This is a genomic window from Sphingomonas panaciterrae, from assembly GCF_036890205.1.
GTDB classification, from domain to species: Bacteria; Pseudomonadota; Alphaproteobacteria; order Sphingomonadales; family Sphingomonadaceae; genus Sphingomonas; species Sphingomonas panaciterrae.
Genome location: NZ_JAKNQR010000001.1, coordinates 324,247 through 343,457, shown reverse-complemented (window position 1 = coordinate 343,457; position 19,211 = coordinate 324,247). Strand labels below are relative to the sequence as shown.

The window sequence follows — 19,211 nt, the reverse complement described above, 5'->3', positions numbered from 1 at the left end:
GAAACCTCCACCGCCCCTTTTTTCATGAGCCAGCGGTCAGCGGCTGAGGAAGGTCAGCAGATCCTCCGTCAGGCGCTCGCTTTCGGTGGCGAACAGCCCGTGGGGGGCGCCGTCATATTCGACCAGCTGGCTCGCGGCGATGCCGGCGGCCGCGGCGCGACCGGTGGCGTCGATCGGCACCGTCTTGTCGCCCGTGCCGTGGATCACCAGCGTCGGCACGCGGAACGCCGGCAGGTCGGGGCGGAAATCGGTGAAGCTGAAGCTCTTCGCGCATTCCAGCGTCGAACGCAGCGACGCCTGCATCGCAAGTCGCCAGGCCCATTCGAGCATCGGCTGGCTGACCGGGCTGGTCACATAGCCCACGCCGAAGAAGTCTTTGAAGAAATTGTGGAAGAAGTTCGGGCGGTCTTCCTGGATGCCGGCGGCGATCCCGAGGAGTTGATGTTCCGGCACGCCGTGCGGATTGTCTTCCGTCTTCAGCATATACGGCACGACCGACCCGACGAGCACGGCCGAACTGACGCCGCGGCCGTCATGGCGGCTCATGTAGCGCGCGACCTCTCCGCCGCCCATCGAGAAGCCGACCAGCGTCGCATCCTGTTCGACGCCGGCCGCTTTCATCACGTCGGCCAGATCGTCGGTCAGCGTGTCATAGTCATAACCCGTCCACGGCTGGCTCGACCGGCCGAAGCCGCGCCTGTCATAGGAGATGACGCGATAGCCGGCCTCCGCCAGCGCCAGTGCCTGGGGATCCCAGCTGTCCGCCGACAGCGGCCAGCCGTGGATCAGCACGACGGGACGACCCTCGCCCCAATCCTTCACGAAGATGTCGGCTCCATCACGGGTCTTGACGTAGGGCATGATTAACTCCGGTTAGTGCCTTGCCGTGAACGAGCGGATGCGAGCCGCGTTCCGGTCAGCGCGAGGGGCGGAGGGTTGGTGCCTCGGCAGGAGTTTCAAAGCCGGCGGGGCTGCTTACCGAGGGGCGCAGCCGGGCGATGCTGCACAGGCCGGCGATGAGCGCGAGCCCGGCGGCCACCAGAGGCGGGACGGCACCGGTCCCGACACCCGCGGCGAGAAGCGCGGCGACCAGGGTGGCGCCGATCGTCTGCCCCGTCAGGCGAAGGGTGGAGATGAGGCCGCCCGCGGCAGCAGCGCGATGGTGCGGTGCGGAGCCGACCACGAGCCGCGAATTGGGCGGCAGGTACAGGCCGAAGCCCGATCCGCACAGCGCCATGCGCCACGCCACGTCGAGTATCCCCGCGTCGGCCGGCATGGTGGCGAGGAGCACCAGCGCGATGAGCGAGACCGCCATGCCGATGCCCCCCAGGATGCCCGCTGGGATACGATCGGACAATGCGCCGGAGAGCGGTGCGACGACCATGTTGGTGAGCGGCCAGGGGGCGATGCAGGTGCCGATCTGCGCGGGGGTGAAACCCAGTGCGGCCAGGCGGAAGGGGGTGGAGACGAGCACCGTCATTGACGCCATGAACGCGGTGAGGCTGCCGACCGCGGACAGTGCGATGATCGGGCGGGCGAGCAGGTCGACGGGGAGGATCGGCGCGGTGATGCCCAGTTCGCGCCGCACGAAGAACCAGCCGATGGTCGCGCCGGCGGCCACGACCGCCGCGCTGACCACCGGACTGTCGCCGTGGACGAAGCTTTCCGCGCCGCCAATGACGAGGCCGAACATCGCCGCGCACATGATCGCGCCGGCAAGATCGAGCCTGGTGAGGCGGGGCGGGGGATCGGGAAGCCAGCGACCGAGGATCAGGCTGACGATCGCGAGCGGGATGGTGCAGGCGAAGACCCAGGGCCAGGGCGCGACGGCGAGCACCAGGCCGCCGACCGTGGGCGCGGCGGCGGCGGCGCTGGTAACGATGACGGCATTGATCCCGAGCCCACGGCCAAGCTGCCGGGTGGGATAGGTGTGACGGATCAGCGCTGACGACACGCTGAGCACGCCAGCCGCGCCGATCGCCTGCATCGTCCGCACGATGAGGAGGAAGGGAAAGCTCTCGGCAAAGAAGCAGAGCAGGGTCGACAGGGTGAAGATGATCTGCCCGCCCTGGTAGGTCCGCTTGAGCCCGATACGCTCCGCCATCCCCGAAAATGGCAGGAGGAGCATGACCAGCGTGACCTGATAAACGGTGACGATCGACACCACGGCGCTGGACGCCACCCCCAGATCCCGCGCGATCGTCGGCAAGGCGACGTTGGCGATGCCGCCGTCGATGATCACCAGCGCGGACCCGCAACCAAGCGCGCCGATCGCGAACAGGCGGCGGGGAAGCGGAAGGCCATCGGACATTGCGGCGGTCATACGCGGATGATGGTCGTGGACAAGCCGGCGATTGCGGGGTGCCGCGGAGTGTGCGCTAAAGCGTTGAATCAGCGCCAGCTCAGGGTTGTTCGATCGGCAGGAGACAGTATATCGACGCCCGATGAAGACACGTCCCGCATTGCAACATCTTGTGGCTATCGCACTTGGAGCGCTTGCAGCACCGCAAAGTGCCGCCCAAATCGCATCGATGACTGAAGATCCGTATATCTGGCTTGAGGACAAGGACGGCAAGCGGGCACTGGCATGGGTAGAGGCGGAAAATGCCCGGACGCTTGCCCGCCTGGAGAACGACCCGCGCTATCGCACCTTCTATGACGAGGCGCTGGCCATCGCCTCCGCCGAGGACCGGATCGCGATGCCGCAGATGCTGGGCGACCGGATCTTCAACTTCTGGCGTGACCAGAAGCACCCGCAGGGCATCTGGCGCTGGACGAGCGCCAAGGAGTACGCCACCGCAACGCCGCGCTGGCAGACGCTGATCGATGTCGACGCGCTGTCGCAGGCGGAAGGCAAGAAGTGGGTGTGGAAGGGGGTCGTCTGCCTCGAACCGGGCGAGCGCCGCTGCCTCATCACGCTGAGCGAGGGGGGCGAGGACGCCACGTCGCTGCGCGAGTTCGACCTGGTCGACGGGCGGTTCGTCAAGGACGGCTTTGCATTGCCGACGTCGAAGCAGAATGCCGACTGGATCGACGAAAACACGCTGATCGTGTCGCGCGACTGGGGTACCGGATCGCTGACGAAGTCCGGCTATCCGTTCGTGGTCAAGATCCTGAAGCGGGGCCAGCCGCTGAGCGAGGCGCGCGAGCTGTACCGCGGGACCAAAGATGACCTGGGCGTGTTTCCATCGGTGATGGTCGACGGCGACGGCAACCGCGCGGTGGTGATCACGCGCGCCAAGACCTTCTTCACCTCCGAGACATTGCTGTGGGACGGCAAGACCGCGAAGAAGATCGCCATTCCGGAGAAGGTGGAGGCGATCGGGCTGGTCAAGGGACGGCTGATCTTCCGCACGAGCGAGCCGTGGGGCGCGGTGCCGGAGGGGGCCCTTGCCTCCTTGCCGCTGAAGGACGCGATGGCGGGAACGGGCACGCCGACGGTGATCTTCGCGCCGGCGGAACGGCAAGCGGTCGACCGGGGCAATGTGCGCGTGACGCGCAATGCGGTGGTTGCGTCGATCTATGACAATGTGCGTGGCCGCGCGATGGTGTTCACGCCGTCCGGGGACGGTTGGAGCAGCCGCAGCCTCAAGCTGCCCGACAATCTGTCGGTCGATCTGGTGGCCAGCGATATCGCGAGCGACGAGGGGTATCTTGCCGTGTCGGGCTTCACCACGCCGACGCTGCTGATGTCGTTCAACACCGCGAGCGATGCGGCGCCGGTTACGGTCAAGTCGGCGCCGGCGCGCTTCGACGCCACCGGCCTGGTGGTGGAGCAGCATGAGGCGCCCTCGTCTGACGGCACCAAGATCCCGTATTTCGTCGTTCGCCGGGCGGACACCCCGCTCAACGGCAGCACGCCGACGCTGATGACGGCCTATGGCGGCTTCGCGGTGTCGAACACGCCTTATTATTCTGGCATTACCGGCAAGCTTTGGCTGGAGCGGGGCGGGGCATTTGTCCTGGCCAACATCCGCGGCGGCGGGGAGTTTGGCCCGTCATGGCATGAGGCCGGGCGCAAGACGCGTCGCCAGCTGATCTATGACGATTTCGCCAATATCGCGCGCGACCTGTTTGCGCGCGGGATCACCAGTGCCTCGCGGCTCGGCATCTATGGCGGGTCCAACGGCGGCCTGCTGATGGGTGTCGAGATGACGCAGCACCCCGAATTGTGGGGTGCGGTGACGATCCAGGTGCCGCTGCTCGACATGCTGCGCTACGAAGGAATTGCGGCGGGCGCGTCGTGGGTGGACGAATATGGCTCGGTCAGCGTCCCCGAGGAGCGCGCGTTCCTCGAGCGGATCTCGCCTTATCATGCGCTGCGCCGCGGTGGGCGTTATCCCGAACCCTATATCTGGACGACGACCAAGGACGATCGGGTCGGGCCGCAGCATGCCCGCAAGTTCGCGGCGAGGATGCGCGAATATGGCTTGCCGTACCTGTTCTACGAGGACACGGCGGGTGGCCATTCGGGTGATGCCGACATTGCGCAGGGTGCGCGACTGCAGGCGCTGCAGATGACCTATTTTGCGCGCAAGCTGATGCCCGAGCAGGAGTGAGCAGCCGCATCTACGGGTGCAAACAGGTTACGCAGAGTTGCAGAAAACGAATGTTGCTGCGGTGCAGCAGTGTGGATATTGCCGTTGAACATGAAGCTGAATACCGACCAGGATCAGGTCGCACCGTCGCCGCCGCCGGCCACCATGCCCGTCGTGTTCGAGGCTATCGTCAAGCAGCAGGCACTCGCCGCGACCTATAATCGCGGCGACGTGACGCTGGCGCCGCACATCGTCTACACCAAGCACGGTGAATTCTACCTCGACGCGGTGACGCTGGAGCGGGACGGCAAGCCGCCGCGCGAGCCGAAGATCGGCGCGTTCAAGATCGTTGGCCTGGGCGGGATGCGGGTCACGCCGCGGCGCTTCACGCCGAGCGAGCTCTTCAATCCCAAGGAAGAGCGCTACGAAGGGGTGACGCTGCTGGCCGTCGACTGCTGACTCGCAGCGCCGCGACGATCCGTTCGTCAGCGGCAGCGGATCTGCTGATTGCTGCGATCCACAGCGCGCCCGGCGAGTGCCCCGGCCGCGCCACCCAGCAGCGTTCCGACCGTGCGGCTGCGGCCGCCATCGATGACATTGCCCAGCACGCCGCCCAGCGCGCCGCCGACGATCAGCCCGGTCGTCCCGTCCGACCGGCGGCAGTAATAGCGGCCGTCCGATCCGGTATAGACCCGGTCGTTGGGGCCGAGCGCGCGTTCCTGGTTGCCGGGGCTATAATAGCGGCTGGGATCATAATCGCCCTCATCGCGCCATTGCGGGTCGTCGTACCGGGGGTCGGCCGGCGCGGTGCGATAGCCGGATCCCGGCACCCGGCGCACCGACTGGTAGCGATCATATTCGCTGCGGAAGGTTTCCAGCTCGCGCTCGAACCGTTCCTGCGCGGCGCGGAAGCGTGCGTCATCAGCGGCGGTTTGCGCGAGCGCGGGGGTTGCCACCGCCGCCGCGGCGGCAGCCATGGTGACGGCGATGTGACGGAACGACATGTCGCGATCCTCTCCCAATCCTGAAAACCGGGCGCCCGCAAGCGCGCCCCACATAGAGGGCAAGGCGGATACGGTTGCATCGGCGTATCGTTCCGTTGGTCAGGAGGATCGATGATGGACTGGGAGAGCGGCGGCAGACGCGTGGCACGCTGGCTGCTGATCGCCTTCTATCTGACGGCGGGGATCGGGCATCTGCTGTTCATCGATGCGATGGTGCGGATCGTGCCGAAGTTCGTGCCGGCGCCGCGGCTGGTGGTGCTGGCAACCGGGCTCGCCGAGCTGGCAGGCGCGGCGGCCCTTGTGACGCCGCGGTACCGGCGCGCGGCGGGATGGGCGCTGGCGGCCTATGCGCTTTGCGTGTGGCCGGCGAACATGCAGCATGCGTGGAACGACCTGTCGAGCGGAACGGGGCTGCCGATCGGATATCATGTGGTGCGCCTGCTGCTCCAACCACTGATCATCTGGTGGGCGCCGCGGGCGAGCGGGGCCGTGCGCAGCTGCCGTCAGCCCTGATCAACCATCGGCGGGCCATAAGCGTCGATCGCCTCGAACAGCCGGGTCAGGTCGGCGCGTTCGTCGGGCGCAATCTCCGGCTTCCAGATCTCGAACAGCAGGACCGTGCGGGTCGACGTGCCGCGATTCCATGCCTCATGCTCAAAGGAATCGTCGAAGGTCACGAGCTCACCCTCGCGCCATTCGTGCGTGTCGGCGCCAACGCGCAGCGCGCAGCCGGGCGGGGCAATGATCGGCAGATGGCAGATCAGGCGGGTGTTGAGCAGGCCGTGATGCGGCTGGATATGCGCGCCGGGCGTCAGCCTCGAGAACAGCGCCATTGGTGAGCGGCCGGCAATGCGCGGAATGGGCAGCTTCGCCAGCGCCGCCATGGTGACGGGAAAGCGATCGGCGTTCTCCGCCACGATCTCCCCGCCGCGCCACAGATGCAGCGCGCTCCATGCCGGATCGTCGAGCAGGGGGTTGTTGGGGAGCGGGCGGTTGGGATCACCCTCCACATAGGGGCGGAAGCCCTCGGTAACGGCTTCCAGTTCGGCACGGATGGCGGGTGTGGCGGCCTCCAGTTCGGCGACCCAGTCGAACTCGTCTCGGCGGTAGAAGGGGCGCTGCGGCAGCCCTTCGAAATAGAACATCGAGGGTTGTTGCAGGTGAAGTTCGCGGCGGCCGAGCAGCAGGTCGACCGATTGGGCGACGCGGCCGGCGTGAAGCGCGCCCACGGCCGCCTCGACATGGCCGGCGAAGCGCACGGCGCTTTCCTGCTTGAACGCTTCCGCCTGGCGCAGCAGCGGGTGGAGCGAGGCCGGAACCTCACGCATGGCCGCGGCCTGATTGAGCGCCGCGGTGTAGAAGACGGTTGCGGCGCGATCGTCGCTATCGAGCCGCTTGCGATCCCCCATCAGCAACAGCCCGGCGAGGTTGCGAGGCTGTTCCCTGAGCAGCGCCTGCAGCGCCTCCGTCTCAGCCGGGGCGTCCCCGATCAGTCGGCAGGCCTGGGCGAGCGGCAACCACGGACGCGGCACGTCGGCCGGGGCCTCCACCGCCAGCCGATCAAAGATGGCGCGGGCGCGGGCGCCGTCGCGATTGCGCAGGGCATCGAGCCCCTGACGGGCGAGTTGGTCGGCATCAGCACGCGGAAGGGCCATGGCCGGACTATTGCGGCATCAACCCGGCAGGTAAATAGCACTGAGGCTCAGGGGATGGTGACGAAGCTGTCCATGACGCGCTTGCGGCCGGCCTTCTCGAACTCGATCTCGAGCTTGTTGCCCTCGATCTCCTCGATCGTGCCGTAGCCGAACTTCTGGTGGAAGACGCGCAGGCCAACCGACAGGTCGGTGCGCCCCTTGTTGCCGAGGCTGACCGCCGGCGTGCGACTTTCGACCACGCGCGACGGTTCGCGCGAAAAGGTGCGGCTTTGCCAGTCGCCGCCGGGCTTGCCGCCCAGCGTCCCCGCCGCGCGCTGCCAGCCAGGACCGCGGCCCGTCCCGCGCCCGACATCGGCGAAGGGATCGGCGCGTTCCGACCAGTTGGCGCGCCACAGGCTTTCGCCGCCCGACATGGTGGTTTCGGTTTCCACGTGATCGTCGGGCAGCTCCGCGACGAAGCGCGAAGGGATGGAGCTGGTCCACTGGCCATAGATGCGGCGATTGGCGGCGTGGAGGATCGTGGCCTGGCGGCGCGCGCGGGTGATCGCGACATAGGCGAGGCGGCGTTCCTCCTCGAGCCCGCGGGTGCCGGTTTCATCGAGCGAGCGCTGCGAGGGGAACAGGCCTTCTTCCCAGCCGACCAGGAAGACGGTGTCATATTCGAGGCCCTTGGCGGCGTGGATCGTCATGATCGTGACCTTGGGATCCTCCCGCAAGCCTTCATTGTCCATGACGAGGCTGACGTGTTCGAGGAAAGCGCCGAGGCTTTCATATTCCTCCATCGCTCGGACGAGTTCGCTTAGGTTTTCCAGCCGGCCCGCGGCCTCGGCGGACTTTTCCGCCTGCCACATGGCGGTGTAGCCAGATTCGTCGAGGATCTGTCGGGCGAGTTCGGGGTGCGGAAGATCGCGCGCCATGTCGCGCCAGCGCGCGATGTCACCGACGAAATTGCCCAGCGCACGGCGCGCCTGCGGGGTTAGTTCGTCGGTGTCGAGGATACGCGCGGCGGCGAAGCTGAGCGGGAGGTTCTCCGCGCGGGCAAGCTGGTGGAGCTTGGCGATCGCCTTGTCGCCAAGGCCGCGCTTGGGCGTGTTGACGATGCGTTCGAAGGCGAGATCGTCCGCCGGCTGGTTGACGATGCGCAGGTACGCGAGTGCATCGCGGATTTCCTGCCGCTCGTAGAAGCGGAAGCCGCCGACGATGCGATAGGGCAGGCCGATGGCGATGAAGCGGTCTTCGAACTCGCGCGTCTGGTGCTGTGCGCGGACCAGGATCGCCATGTCGTCCAGGCTCTTGCCCGCACGCTGGCACGCCTCGATCTCGTCGCCGACGCGGCGCGCCTCCTCAGGCCCGTCCCATACGCCGACGACGCGGACCTTTTCGCCGACGTCGAGCTCGGTCCACAGCTGCTTGCCGAGCCGCCCCGTGTTGTTGCCGATCACGCCGCCGGCGGCGCCCAGGATGTGCGGCGTGGAGCGGTAGTTCTGCTCCAGCCGGATGACCTTGGCGCCGGGGAAGTCCTTTTCGAACTTCAGGATGTTTTCGACCTGCGCGCCGCGCCAGGAATAGATCGACTGGTCATCGTCGCCGACGCAGCAGATGTTGCGGCGTTCCTGCGCGAGCAGCCGCAGCCAGAGGTACTGGACGGCGTTGGTATCCTGATATTCGTCCACCATGATGTAGCGGAAGCGCTGCTGATACAGCTCCAGCACCTCGCGATTGTTCTTCAGGATGGTGAGGACGTGGAGCAGCAGATCGCCGAAGTCGCAGGCGTTCACTGCGCGCAGGCGGGCCTGATATTGCTCGTAGAGTTCGCCGCCGCGGCCGTTGGCGTAACGCTCGCTTTCGCCGGCGTCGATTTCGCGCGGCGTCAGGCCCTTGTTCTTCCATTCGTCGATCAGGCCGGCGAGGCTGCGCGCGGGGAAGCGCTTCTCATCAATGTCGGCAGCAAGGACGAGCTGCTTCAGCAGACGCAGTTGATCGTCGGTGTCGAGGATGGTGAAATTGTTCTGCAGCCCGACGAGTTCGGCGTGGCGACGAAGCATCTTTGCGCCGATCGCGTGGAAGGTGCCGAGCCATGGCATCCCCTCCACCGCATCGCCGACGAGGCGGCCAACCCGCTCGCGCATTTCGCGCGCCGCCTTGTTGGTGAAGGTCACCGACAGGATCTCGCTGGGATAGGCGCGGCGGGTGTAGAGCAGATGGGCGAGGCGCGCGGTCAGCGCCGCCGTCTTGCCGGTGCCGGCACCGGCGAGGACGAGGACGGGCCCGTCGGTGGTAAGCACGGCCTCGCGTTGCGGCGGATTCAGGCCGGAAAGATAGGGCGGCTCGCTGGCTTGGCTCTGCGTCGACAATTCGGTCACGGGTGCCACGTAGGCAGGGTTGCGCGACAGCGCAATGCATGAGAACAAAGGTGAAACGATTGGGAGAAGGGTGATGAGCGCGACGGGACGCTGTCATTGCGGGGCGGTCACATGGGCAGCCGAAGGTGAGCCGCAGCATCATGCGATCTGCCATTGCGAGGATTGCCGGCGCTGGTCGGGCGCGCCGATGGTCGGGTGGATCGCGTGGCAGGAGGATCAACTGACCGTCGAAGGCGCGACGACGCGCTATCATTCGTCGCGGCACGGGACGCGGGAGTTTTGCAGCGCCTGCGGGACGGGGCTGTTCTATCGCAACCCGGAGACCTTGCCGGGCATCGTCGACATACAGTCCGGTACGCTCGACGACCCGGAACGGCTGCCGCCCGGCGCACAGATCATGGTCAAGGAGCGGCTGGGCTGGGCGCCGGGCATCGCCGACCTGCCGGCGTTCAACGCCTATCCCGGCATGGACTGACGCCGCCGGGGCGCGCAGGAGCTGCGTGCGGCTGTTGCCGGTTGAACGGTCATCGGCGAAAGTGGAGCGATGATGTCACAGGCCTCTTCACTGACCATCCGCCGCTTCGCCGAGAGCGACGTGCCGGCGGCGCTTGCCATTCAGGCAGTCTGCTTTCCCGCGTTCCTGCTGGAGGACGAAGCCGCCTTCGGCAGCAGGGTGAGACTGGCGAGTTCGTGCTGCTTCGTCGCGATGCAGGGCGACACGATGGCGGGCTATGTGCTGGCGCATGGCTGGCCGGAGGGGTCGCCGCCGCCGGTGGGAGCCGTGCTCGCCGAGCCGCCGCAGGTCGACGTGCTGTTCATCCACGACATGGCCGTCTCCCCTGACGCGCGCGGGCTGTCGGCCGGACGGGCGCTGATGGAAGCGGCCTTCATGTGCGCCGCGGGGCAGGGCATTGGGCGCGCCGAGCTGATCGCGGTGGGCGGCGCCGCAACCTATTGGCGCACGCTGGGGTTCACGGAGGCGGCGGCATCCGATGCGCTGGCGGCAAAGGTGGCCGGCTATGGCGCCGACGCAACCTGGATGACGGGCGCCATCCCGCTCGACTGACGATGGCGAACTGACGCGGCCGTCAATAATTCCACTGTAGCTGCGCGCGGATGACATCGCCCTCCGCCCGGCCGAAGCGGCGCTCGTCTGCCTCGCGCCGCGTCATATCGGCATAGGCGAGCGTCAGCTCCAGTTCCTCGATCGGCTGGAATTCAATGCCCAGCTCGATCTCGTCCGTTTCCAGTCGGGGCGCGTTGACGATCGCCTTCCACCCGCCGCGATACGTCTGCCAGCGAACATAGGGCATGAAGGGGCCGAGCGGGCTCTGGCGAACCCGGCCCATCGCCTGGACGTAGCCGCCGCTGAGGGAGCGGGTGCGGATCGTCCCCAGCAAGGGATCATATTCCGGGCCGCGGCCCCAGTTCCATTCCGCCTGGAGGCCGAACGGCTGGGGGTAGAGGATCAGGTGAACGCCGACCCGATCGTCACGGAAGCTGGCGTCGCTGACGCCGCCGGTGCGGATTTCGGGGCGGACACGGTTGCGCATCCCGGACGCGCCCACTTCGAGTACCTGGCCGGCGAAGGTGGTGCCCAGGCCGTCAAGCTCGAACGGCCAGGTCGCCATGGCGACGCTCATCAGGTCATTGTTGCGTTCCGGCCGGTTGACGCCCTGACCGTTATACAGCCCGAGACCGAAGGCGCCGTAATTGCCGAACAGCTTCTGCCCGTCATCCTCCAGCCGGTCCCAGATCCGCTGCACCGCGGCCGGCGTAAAAAATGCGGTCACGCCCAGATCGCGTTCGCCGGGGATGGCGCTGTTGATCCCGTCCGAGCGGTCGAGCGTCAGCCGGTTGGAGGATGATTGAAGGTTCTCCCAGCCGAACGGTACCTTCTGCTGACCAAAGCGAAAGCGGAAGCGGCGATCGGCCCATGGCGACCAGTCGACATAGGCATCGCGTAGCTGGGCGAACCCCTCGCGACGCTCGCCCGCGGACTGGTTGCTGACCGCGACGGCGAAATCGGGCTGGAAGTAGAAGGATACCGAATCGGACAGATCGCCCGAAAAGACGAGGCGGATACGGCGGAAGGTGAAATTGCCTTCGTCGGTGATGCCGCCGTCGCCGGGTGACCGCAGCCGTGACACGCCGTCCGGGGCGGTGGCGTCGCCCGAGATGATTTCGTTGAGGCGCAGCTGCGTATAGCCGCGCACGTTGATCCGTTCGTACCACGGCTTGTCGGCCGGCGGGGTGGCGGCCGCGAGCGCTACCGGCGGAGCGGCGGTGGGCGTAGCGGCCGGGGTGGCAGTCTGTGCCGGGGACGCGGGGGTGGCAGGCGCGGTGGCCGCTACCTGCGCGTCCGGTGCGGGCGCCTGATTCGTCGTCACCGGCGCAGGAGCAATGGTGGCGGCGGACTGGTTGGCGGCAGGCTGGTTGACAGACGCGGCCGGCGCGGCGGCGCGCTGATTTTGGGTCAGCACGCGAATCTGCGCCTTCAGCTCGTCGATCTGACGCTGGAGGTCCTCGACGGTGGGCGTTTTCGCCTGGGCAAAGGCCTGGGCCGGGGACACCAGCATCCCCAGCGCCAATGCGCCGACCCCAAGGCGGCGACGGAACGCGGCTGGTTCCTCCCTCATCACTCGCAAACAGCTCCGGCAATCACAATTCGGGTGCCGCCCTATGCCCGTTCAAAAAGCGTGGCAATCAGGGAGACGTCCGATGCCCTGATCGGCATCAATGATCTGGATGATCCAAACGCGCCCCTGGTGCGTTCAGCCGCCCTGATGATCAAAGCTCAAATCGTGCCGCGCGTGTTCTGGGGGGCGTCGGCGATCGTCGTCGCCTTGCTGACAGTGACATTGCTGATGCCCGGCCGCGCGGACGTGGCGTTCAAGGCAGCGCAGGCGTGGACGATCGATACGTTCGGCTGGTTCTACATCGCGTCGGTCGCCGTGTTCCTGGTCGTGGCGCTGATCCTAGGCTTCGGGCCCGCCGGCAAGCTGAAGCTGGGGCCGGACGATGCCGAGCCGGATTTCCCTTATGTCTCGTGGCTGGCGATGCTGTTCGCCGCGGGCATGGGCATCGGCCTGATGTATTTCGCGGTGGCCGAGCCGATCCAGCATTACATCTCGCCGCCCGAGGTGGAGAGCGGCACGATCCTCGCGGCGCGTGAGGCGATGGCCATCACGTTCCACCATTATGGCGTCCATGCCTGGGCGATTTATGCGCTGGTGGGGTTGAGCCTGGCGTTCTTCACCTATCGCAAGGGGATGCCGCTGACGCTGCGGTCCGGCCTGTCACCGATCCTGGGCAAAAGGATCAACGGCCCGTTGGGCGATGTGATCGACATCTTCGCAGTGTGCGGCACCGTTTTCGGCATTGCGACGTCGCTGGGGTTTGGCGTGTCGCAGATGACGTCGGGGCTGGCCTATAATTACGGCGTGCCGGACACCACCGCGACCAAGCTGGTAGTGATCCTGGTCGTCATGGGCGCAGCGACGCTGTCGGTGCTGAGCGGCGCGGACCGGGGCGTGCGGCGACTGTCGGAACTGAACCTGGTGCTCGCCGTGCTGCTGATGCTGTTCGTGCTGGCGGTCGGCCCGACGCTTTTCCTGCTGCGTGCGCTGATCCAGAATTTTGGCCTGTATCTCGACCATTTCGTGAAGCGCACCTTCACGCTGTACGCCTATGAACCACGCGCCTGGATGGCGGACTGGACGCTGTTCTACTGGGCCTGGTGGATCGCCTGGTCGCCGTTTGTCGGCATGTTCATCGCGCGTATTTCGCGTGGGCGGACGATGCGCGAGTTCGTCACCGGCGTGCTGTTCGTTCCTACCGCCTTCACCTTCGTCTGGATGACGGTATTCGGCAATACGGCGATCGCGCTTGATCTTGGCGCAGCATCGGGCGGCATTGCCGATGCGGTGCAGGCGAACCTGTCCACGGCGCTGTTCAAGTTCCTGGAATATCTGCCCGCCGCCGGCTTTACGTCGACGCTGGCGATCATCCTGGTCGGTGTGTTCTTCGTCACCTCGGCGGATTCGGGCGCGCTGGTGATCGATACGCTGACGTCGGGCGGTGCGGAAGAAACGCCGCGCTGGCAGCGGGTCTATTGGTGTGTGCTGCTGGGTGTGACAGCGACGTTGCTGCTGGTCGCGGGCGGTCTGGGCGGATTGCAGGCGGCGACGCTGATGGCTGCGCTGCCCTTCTGCTTCATCATGCTGCTGCTGGCGTTCGGGCTGGTGCGGCAGGCGAATGCCGATCTGGAAGGGATCACGCTGGCTGATGAGGCCGCGCCTGTCAGCGAGCGGCTGAAAAGATTGTTCGTTCCGGCGCGGCGCGGCGAGATCATGCGCCAGCTGCAGCAACAGGGGGAGCCGGCGCTGCGTTCCGTCTATGATGCGCTCCAGCAGGACATGCCCAGCGAATGCCGACTGGACGTGGAGGACGGTGAGGTCGTGCTGACAGTCGGATCGGAGCCCGAGCGGCGCTTCGTCTATCGATTGTTTCCGCGTGCCCGCCCGCTTGCGGCCTATACCGCGCTGGAGGCGCCGGAGGGCCGCCGCAGCGTGACCTGGACGCTTGCGGCGCAGACCAACAGTGATCCACGTTTCCGTGACCTGACCGATTTTTCGCAGGATCAGATCGCCGGCGACGTGCTGGCGCAGCTGAAGCGCTGGCGGCTGGGCTGAAACGGGCAAAAAAGAAGGGGCAGCCGCTAACGAACGACTGCCCCGCAGTTCAGGGAGTGCCGCGACCAGAGGCCAGCGGCTGTCGGTGTCAGATAGGGGGCTGGACCGACAGGGCAGCGTCTACAGCGCGAATGTTGCGCAATTGTGTCGCGTAGGGACAAAGTTGTTGCACGGCGGCCGTGTTGACGCGGGCGCGGCGTGGAGGGAGAGGGAGGCATGAGCACCATCGTCTCCGGCGGCAATTCGTCGCGCCGCGTTCTTCTGGCGAGCTTCGTCGGCACCGGCGTCGAATTCTACGATTTCTACATCTACGCGACGGCGGCGAGCCTGGTGTTCGGCCAGATATTCTTCCCGGTCGCGGAGCCGGGGATGCAGCAGATGGCGAGCTTCGCCACGCTGGCGGTGGCGTTCTTCGCGCGGCCGGTGGGTGCGGCCTTCTTCGGGCATTTCGGCGATCGTATCGGCCGCAAGTCGACGTTGGTCGCCAGCCTGCTGACGATGGGGCTGTCGACGACGCTGATCGCCTTTCTTCCGACCTATGCGCAGGCGGGATGGTGGGCGCCGTTCATCCTGTGCCTCCTGCGGTTCGGCCAGGGATTTGGCCTTGGCGGCGAATGGGGCGGGGCGGCGTTGCTGGCGGTGGAGAATGCGCCGCCGGGCTGGCGCGCTCGTTTCGGTTGCGCCCCCCAGATGGGCGCGCCGGCGGGATTCATCGCGGCGAATGGCCTGTTCCTGCTGCTGGGCCTGTGGCTGACGCCCGAGCAGTTCCGCGATTGGGGCTGGCGTATTCCGTTCCTGGTCAGCGCGCTGCTGGTCGGGCTGGGGCTGTGGATCCGGCTGAAGCTGACCGAAACGGCCGAGTTCGCCGCGGCGCTGGAGGAAGCGCCGCCGCCGGCGGTGCCGTTCGCCGAACTGCTGCGTCACCACGGATTGGCCACGCTGGCCGGAACGGTCGGTGCGATCGCCTGCTTCGCGCTCTACTATATCGCGACGGCCTTTGCGCTGGGCTACGGTACCAAGACGCTGGGCTATTCGATGCAGTCCATGCTGCTGGTGCAACTGGGCGCCATCCTGTTCATGGCGGTGGGGATCTATGCCTCCGCCTGGCTGGCGGACAAGAAGTTCGACGAGCGGCGGGTGCTGGCTGGCGGGTGCGTCGCGGTGGTGTTCGCCGGTTTCCTGCTGGGGCCGATGATGGGGGCGGGGTCGCTGGTGCTGGTGTTCGCCTTCCTGGCGCTGGCGCTGCTGCTGATGGGGTTCGTGTACGGCCCGCTGGGCGCGTGGCTGCCCGGCCTGTTTCCGCCGCGGGTCCGCTACACCGGGGCGTCGATGGCGTTCAACGTGGCGGGCGTGCTGGGCGGCGGCCTGACGCCGCTGTTCGCCCAGGCGCTGGCGGAGAATGTCGGCCTGTCCGCAGTCGGATGGTACGGCAGCGTGGCCGCCGCGCTGAGCCTGGTGGCCCTGGTCGCTACGAGGCCGCGGCCGCGCACCCACGCCGTCGTGCTGGAGCCGTAAGTTCGCTGCCTCAGGCGGCGCGCAGCAGCGTGATCTTTGCCTTGCCGTAGACGCGTTCGGCGTCGACGACGAAACCCTTCACCTCGACGTCCTCCTGCTTGGCGGTCTCGATCGAGATCCACGTCGCCGGGCCGGCCCAGCCGAGCCGGCCGAGCTTGTCGAGTGCCACCGCCCCGGCGCCGGTGCCATAGGGCGGGTCCATCATGATGAGGTCGAGCGGCTTTGCCGTCGGGCCGAGTGCCAGCGCGCTGCCGGCGCGGACCTCCGCCCCGCTCGCCTTGAGCGCGGCAATATTGGCGCGCAATGCGTCGAGCGCGGCACGATCCTGCTCCACGAACAGGCAGGAGGCCGCACCGCGCGATAGCGCCTCCAGCCCCAGCGCGCCCGATCCGGCGAACAGATCCGCGACGGCCAACCCGTTGAAGCTGCCGAGGCGGCTCGCCAGCATCGAGAACAATGCCTCGCGCGTGCGGTCCCCGGTGGGACGGGTCGAATCGCCCTTGGGCGCGACGAGCGGTCGGCCGCGCCATTCGCCTGCGATGATCCGCATCAGCGCTTCCCCCGCGGGCGGGGCGGGCCCGAGCGCGATGCGCCGGGGCGAGCAGAGCCAGCGGCCGGTGACCGCGGCCGTCCGCCGCCGGGACGTGCGGGGCCGGCGTTGCGCGGCGGCCCGTCGGGACGATCGACGCGTGGCTTTGCCGAGCCGCGCGGGGCGGAAGCGCCGCGGGCGGGGCGGCTGCTGCGATCGGCCGAGCGACCGGCGGCGCGGTCGCTATCCGCACTCGCGCCACGCGCCGGCCGTTCCGCAGGAGCCTGTTCGGCGCGGAAGGTGCGTGCGCGCTCGTTGCGCGCCGTGCCGGCGCGACTGGCGACAGAGCCGTCGGCGCGGCGGCGTGGTTCCTTCTTCGCAGCGCCGGGCCGCGTCCGCTGCGCTGGTTTCTTGTCGGCGGGCCGCTCCGGCGCGGGGATGGCGTCAGCCGGGGGCAACACCGGCTCGACCGCGCGGCGGCGCGCGGGTTGCGGCAGTTCGCGGCGCGTCGGCTCCGCGCTGAAGCTCTCGACGTCGTGACGGCGAACCTCGCCGATCTGGCCGGGGGCAAGATCACCGAGGACGAACGGGCCGTAGCGGGTGCGGATCAGGCGGCTGACCTGCAGTCCCAGATGCTCCAGCACACGCCGGACCTCGCGATTCTTGCCTTCCTTCAGCACCAGTTCGATCCAGAGGTTCGCGCCGGTGCGGCGTTCGATATTGGCGTCGATCGGGCCGTAACGGACGCCCTCGATCTCGATGCCGTGGATCAGCTCCTCCAGTTGCGGCTGGCTGATCTGACCATAAGCGCGGGCGCGATAGGCGCGCTCGACGCCGGTGGCGGGAAGTTCCAGGAGCCGCTTCAGCCCACCATCGGTGGTCATCAGCAGCAGCCCTTCGGTGTTGAGATCCAGACGGCCGACCGGCATCAGGCGCGGCAGCCCCTTCGGTAAGCGATCGTAGATCGTCGGGCGCCCGGCGGGATCGCGCTCGGTCGTGAGAAGCCCTGCCGGCTTGTGGAACAGGAATAGGCGGGCCGCCTCCGGCGCGGCAACAGGGTTGCCATCCACCGTCACCCCGTCGAGCGAGGCAAGCAGGGTCGCCGGCGTGTCGAGCGTGACACCGTCCAGCGCGACGCGGCCCTCCGCGATCATCCGTTCGATCTCACGACGCGACGCGACGCCGGCGCGCGCCAGCAGCTTGGCAATGCGGGCGGGCTCCGGCGCTCGGGTCGTCGATTTCTGGTCATGGCTCTTGCCGGGTCCGGTCAACGGCCCGTCACGCTTTTCTGTCGGCATGGAGCGCTATTACCGCGGTTCATGTCGCAGCGCGAAAATATTTGCGACCAGCCGTCACCCGGCGCGTTATTCCTTACATGGGAAAGAGGGACAGGCGCGGATCGGTCGTATGATCTTCAGGAAGCGCAAACGGTCGATCATCCGTCTCCTCCTCGTCGAGGACGAGCCACTTGTCGCCTTCGACACCGAGCATCTGTTGAGCGAGCAGGATTTCGAGATCGTCGCCACCGTGGATCGTGTTTCCGATGCGGTGGCCACGCTGCAGGCCGGACACGACATCCATCTCGTGCTGGTCGATGTCCGGCTGGCCGACGGCAGCGGCATTGATGTTGCGCGAGCCGCGGGCGAACGTGGCATTCCCTCGCTGTTCGTCACCGGCGACTGCCCGCCGGAGGCGGAGCTGGTCGGTGTCGGCTGCCTCTACAAACCGTTCGAGCAGCGCGATCTTCTCCAGTCGATCAAGGCGATCGAGGCGAGCCGGGCGGGCAAGGTCCCGCGGCGGCTGCCGGATGCTCTGCGGCTGTTCTCGGCAGATCGCGGCAACGAAGCGCCGAGGGTCAGCCAGACGGCAGATGCGACGATTCAGCAAAGCAGCGTGCCCGGCCGTGAATGACGCCGGGGCCAGCGCCGGTTTCTTCAGCGAGGTTCAGGAAAGGTGCGGGCGAGGTGGACATTATGTCCAATCCCGGCTTGTTGGCCGTATCCCTACCTGCTGAGCATGATGGAGAAGCAAGCTATCGAAAGCGAAGCCCAGTCCGACGGAGACAAATTCCGCTGGATCCTGAAGAGCGGGTGGAAAGGCCTTTGTCCGCGTTGCGGCAAAGGTCACATGTTCCAGTCATGGCTGAAGATCACGGATCGATGCGAGAACTGCGGCCTCGATTACCGCTTTGCTGCGCCCGATGATGGGCCGGCGTTCTTCTCTCTCTGCATCGTGGCCTTGCCGCTGACGGCATTCATCGTGTGGTTGCAGGTCGCTTTTGATCCGCCCGGCTGGGTCCATCTGTTCACGTCGGTTCCGATCATGGCGCTGGGCACGGTCCTGCCGCTGCGGCCGATCAAGGGATGGCTGGTCGCCTCTCAATATGTGAATCGCGCGCAGGAAGCGGGGACGCAGAAACTGTGGGCGCAGCTTCATGGCACGGACGCGAGCAAGAGCGACTTCGACCAGTAGCTGCGGCTCTGGTCGAAGCGGCTGTCCGGGCGCCGGCTGCCCGCGCTAGTTCACGCGGGGATCGTGCCGGCTGTCATCAGGGCTGTCGGTTTCGCTGAAGCGGGCGGGAGCGTCGTGCGGCTCCGCGATGGCGCCTTCATCGACCGCTTCGTTGCGGATCGCGGTTTGCCCCTCGATGTCGGTGCGGGCAAGATCGTCCTGCGCGGCAGGCGGGCTGTCCGGCGCGGTTTCCGGTTCATCTTCGGGCAGGCTGTCGATCAGCGGGTCGTTGCTGCGATTGTCGGTCACGTCAGATACTCGGGTTGGCGGGGGCAGGATCGTTCGCAGGGGCGCCCGGTGCCGGCAGATCGATGTCGGGCGCGGGCGGCGTCACTTCCGGCGGCGGGGCCGCGGGCTGAGCCGGCTGGGTGGGCTTAACGGGTGTTTCGGGCGGGGGCGTGG

18 protein-coding genes are annotated in these 19,211 nt (G+C 67.2%); 9 read left to right on the top strand and 9 right to left on the bottom strand.

Going from position 1 to position 19,211, the window contains the following annotated elements:
* Positions 1 to 36 precede the first annotated feature (36 nt).
* Together L8F96_RS01650 and L8F96_RS01645 are read right to left on the bottom strand one after the other, a co-directional pair.
* Entirely contained in the window at positions 37 to 861 is an 825-nt protein-coding gene (locus L8F96_RS01650) for an alpha/beta fold hydrolase (protein WP_145118690.1), read from the bottom strand.
* Positions 862 to 916: 55 nt separating this feature from the next.
* On the bottom strand, positions 917 to 2,311 hold the full coding sequence (locus L8F96_RS01645; RefSeq protein ID WP_046407625.1) for an MFS transporter: 1,395 nt from the start codon (positions 2,309 to 2,311) through the stop codon (positions 917 to 919).
* Between the two features lie 220 nt (positions 2,312 to 2,531).
* On the opposite strand from L8F96_RS01645, the gene L8F96_RS01640 reads away from it, so the two are divergent.
* Both L8F96_RS01640 and L8F96_RS01635 read left to right on the top strand, forming a co-directional pair.
* A complete protein-coding gene (locus tag L8F96_RS01640; RefSeq protein WP_334654745.1) occupies positions 2,532 to 4,559 on the top strand; it encodes a prolyl oligopeptidase family serine peptidase in 2,028 nt (675 codons plus the stop codon).
* A gap of 90 nt (positions 4,560 to 4,649) precedes the next feature.
* Positions 4,650 to 4,997 (top strand): hypothetical protein, encoded by a 348-nt coding sequence (locus L8F96_RS01635; protein ID WP_241212508.1) that lies wholly within the window; start codon positions 4,650 to 4,652, stop codon positions 4,995 to 4,997.
* Between the two features lie 26 nt (positions 4,998 to 5,023).
* Here L8F96_RS01635 and L8F96_RS01630 read toward each other — a convergent pair whose 3' ends face one another.
* A complete protein-coding gene (locus tag L8F96_RS01630; protein WP_136452035.1) occupies positions 5,024 to 5,542 on the bottom strand; it encodes a glycine zipper 2TM domain-containing protein in 519 nt (172 codons plus the stop codon).
* 111 nt (positions 5,543 to 5,653) lie between these two features.
* On the opposite strand from L8F96_RS01630, the gene L8F96_RS01625 reads away from it, so the two are divergent.
* Entirely contained in the window at positions 5,654 to 6,055 is a 402-nt protein-coding gene (locus tag L8F96_RS01625) for a DoxX family protein (protein WP_334654744.1), read from the top strand.
* Here L8F96_RS01625 and L8F96_RS01620 read toward each other — a convergent pair.
* On the bottom strand, positions 6,046 to 7,197 hold the full coding sequence (locus L8F96_RS01620) for an aspartyl/asparaginyl beta-hydroxylase domain-containing protein (protein WP_334654743.1): 1,152 nt from the start codon (positions 7,195 to 7,197) through the stop codon (positions 6,046 to 6,048). The two genes, L8F96_RS01625 and L8F96_RS01620, sit on opposite strands and share 10 nt — an antisense overlap.
* Positions 7,198 to 7,244: 47 nt before the next feature.
* Positions 7,245 to 9,551 (bottom strand): ATP-dependent helicase, encoded by a 2,307-nt coding sequence (locus tag L8F96_RS01615; protein ID WP_334655621.1) that lies wholly within the window; start codon positions 9,549 to 9,551, stop codon positions 7,245 to 7,247.
* 82 nt (positions 9,552 to 9,633) lie between these two features.
* On the opposite strand from L8F96_RS01615, the gene L8F96_RS01610 reads away from it, so the two are divergent.
* Together L8F96_RS01610 and L8F96_RS01605 are read left to right on the top strand one after the other, a co-directional pair.
* The gene (locus L8F96_RS01610; RefSeq protein ID WP_145118700.1) at positions 9,634 to 10,035 is read left to right on the top strand and encodes a GFA family protein; all 402 of its coding nucleotides are present in this window, start codon (positions 9,634 to 9,636) and stop codon (positions 10,033 to 10,035) included.
* Between the two features lie 72 nt (positions 10,036 to 10,107).
* Positions 10,108 to 10,626, top strand: coding sequence for a GNAT family N-acetyltransferase (locus tag L8F96_RS01605; protein WP_241212490.1), 519 nt, complete (start codon positions 10,108 to 10,110; stop codon positions 10,624 to 10,626).
* Between the two features lie 22 nt (positions 10,627 to 10,648).
* Here L8F96_RS01605 and L8F96_RS01600 read toward each other — a convergent pair whose 3' ends face one another.
* Positions 10,649 to 12,199, bottom strand: coding sequence for a porin (locus L8F96_RS01600; RefSeq protein ID WP_334654742.1), 1,551 nt, complete (start codon positions 12,197 to 12,199; stop codon positions 10,649 to 10,651).
* 147 nt (positions 12,200 to 12,346) lie between these two features.
* Here L8F96_RS01600 and L8F96_RS01595 point away from each other — a divergent pair, with 147 nt between their 5' ends.
* Both L8F96_RS01595 and L8F96_RS01590 read left to right on the top strand, forming a co-directional pair.
* The gene (locus L8F96_RS01595; RefSeq protein WP_334654740.1) at positions 12,347 to 14,254 is read left to right on the top strand and encodes a BCCT family transporter; all 1,908 of its coding nucleotides are present in this window, start codon (positions 12,347 to 12,349) and stop codon (positions 14,252 to 14,254) included.
* A 216-nt stretch (positions 14,255 to 14,470) separates the two neighbouring features.
* Entirely contained in the window at positions 14,471 to 15,769 is a 1,299-nt protein-coding gene (locus L8F96_RS01590; RefSeq protein ID WP_125944428.1) for an MFS transporter, read from the top strand.
* Positions 15,770 to 15,779: 10 nt separating this feature from the next.
* On the opposite strand, the gene rsmD is transcribed toward L8F96_RS01590, so the two are convergent.
* Both rsmD and L8F96_RS18585 read right to left on the bottom strand, forming a co-directional pair.
* On the bottom strand, positions 15,780 to 16,319 hold the full coding sequence (rsmD, locus tag L8F96_RS01585) for a 16S rRNA (guanine(966)-N(2))-methyltransferase RsmD (protein ID WP_334654737.1): 540 nt from the start codon (positions 16,317 to 16,319) through the stop codon (positions 15,780 to 15,782).
* Positions 16,319 to 17,452 carry a pseudouridine synthase gene (locus tag L8F96_RS18585; protein WP_417158938.1) on the bottom strand — a complete coding sequence of 378 codons (1,134 nt, stop codon included), beginning with the start codon at positions 17,450 to 17,452 and terminating at the stop codon, positions 16,319 to 16,321. The genes rsmD and L8F96_RS18585 overlap by 1 nt, the downstream gene beginning before the upstream one ends.
* A 100-nt stretch (positions 17,453 to 17,552) precedes the next feature.
* Here L8F96_RS18585 and L8F96_RS01575 point away from each other — a divergent pair, with 100 nt between their 5' ends.
* Together L8F96_RS01575 and L8F96_RS01570 are read left to right on the top strand one after the other, a co-directional pair.
* A complete protein-coding gene (locus L8F96_RS01575; protein WP_334654735.1) occupies positions 17,553 to 18,209 on the top strand; it encodes a response regulator in 657 nt (218 codons plus the stop codon).
* A 108-nt stretch (positions 18,210 to 18,317) separates the two neighbouring features.
* Positions 18,318 to 18,770: a DUF983 domain-containing protein gene (locus L8F96_RS01570; RefSeq protein ID WP_046411633.1), complete on the top strand. Its 453-nt coding sequence runs from the start codon at positions 18,318 to 18,320 to the stop codon at positions 18,768 to 18,770.
* Positions 18,771 to 18,815: 45 nt separating this feature from the next.
* On the opposite strand, the gene L8F96_RS01565 is transcribed toward L8F96_RS01570, so the two are convergent.
* Complete coding sequence (locus tag L8F96_RS01565; protein ID WP_334654734.1) at positions 18,816 to 19,058, bottom strand: hypothetical protein; 243 nt, start codon at positions 19,056 to 19,058, stop codon at positions 18,816 to 18,818.
* Positions 19,059 to 19,211: the final 153 nt, after the last annotated feature.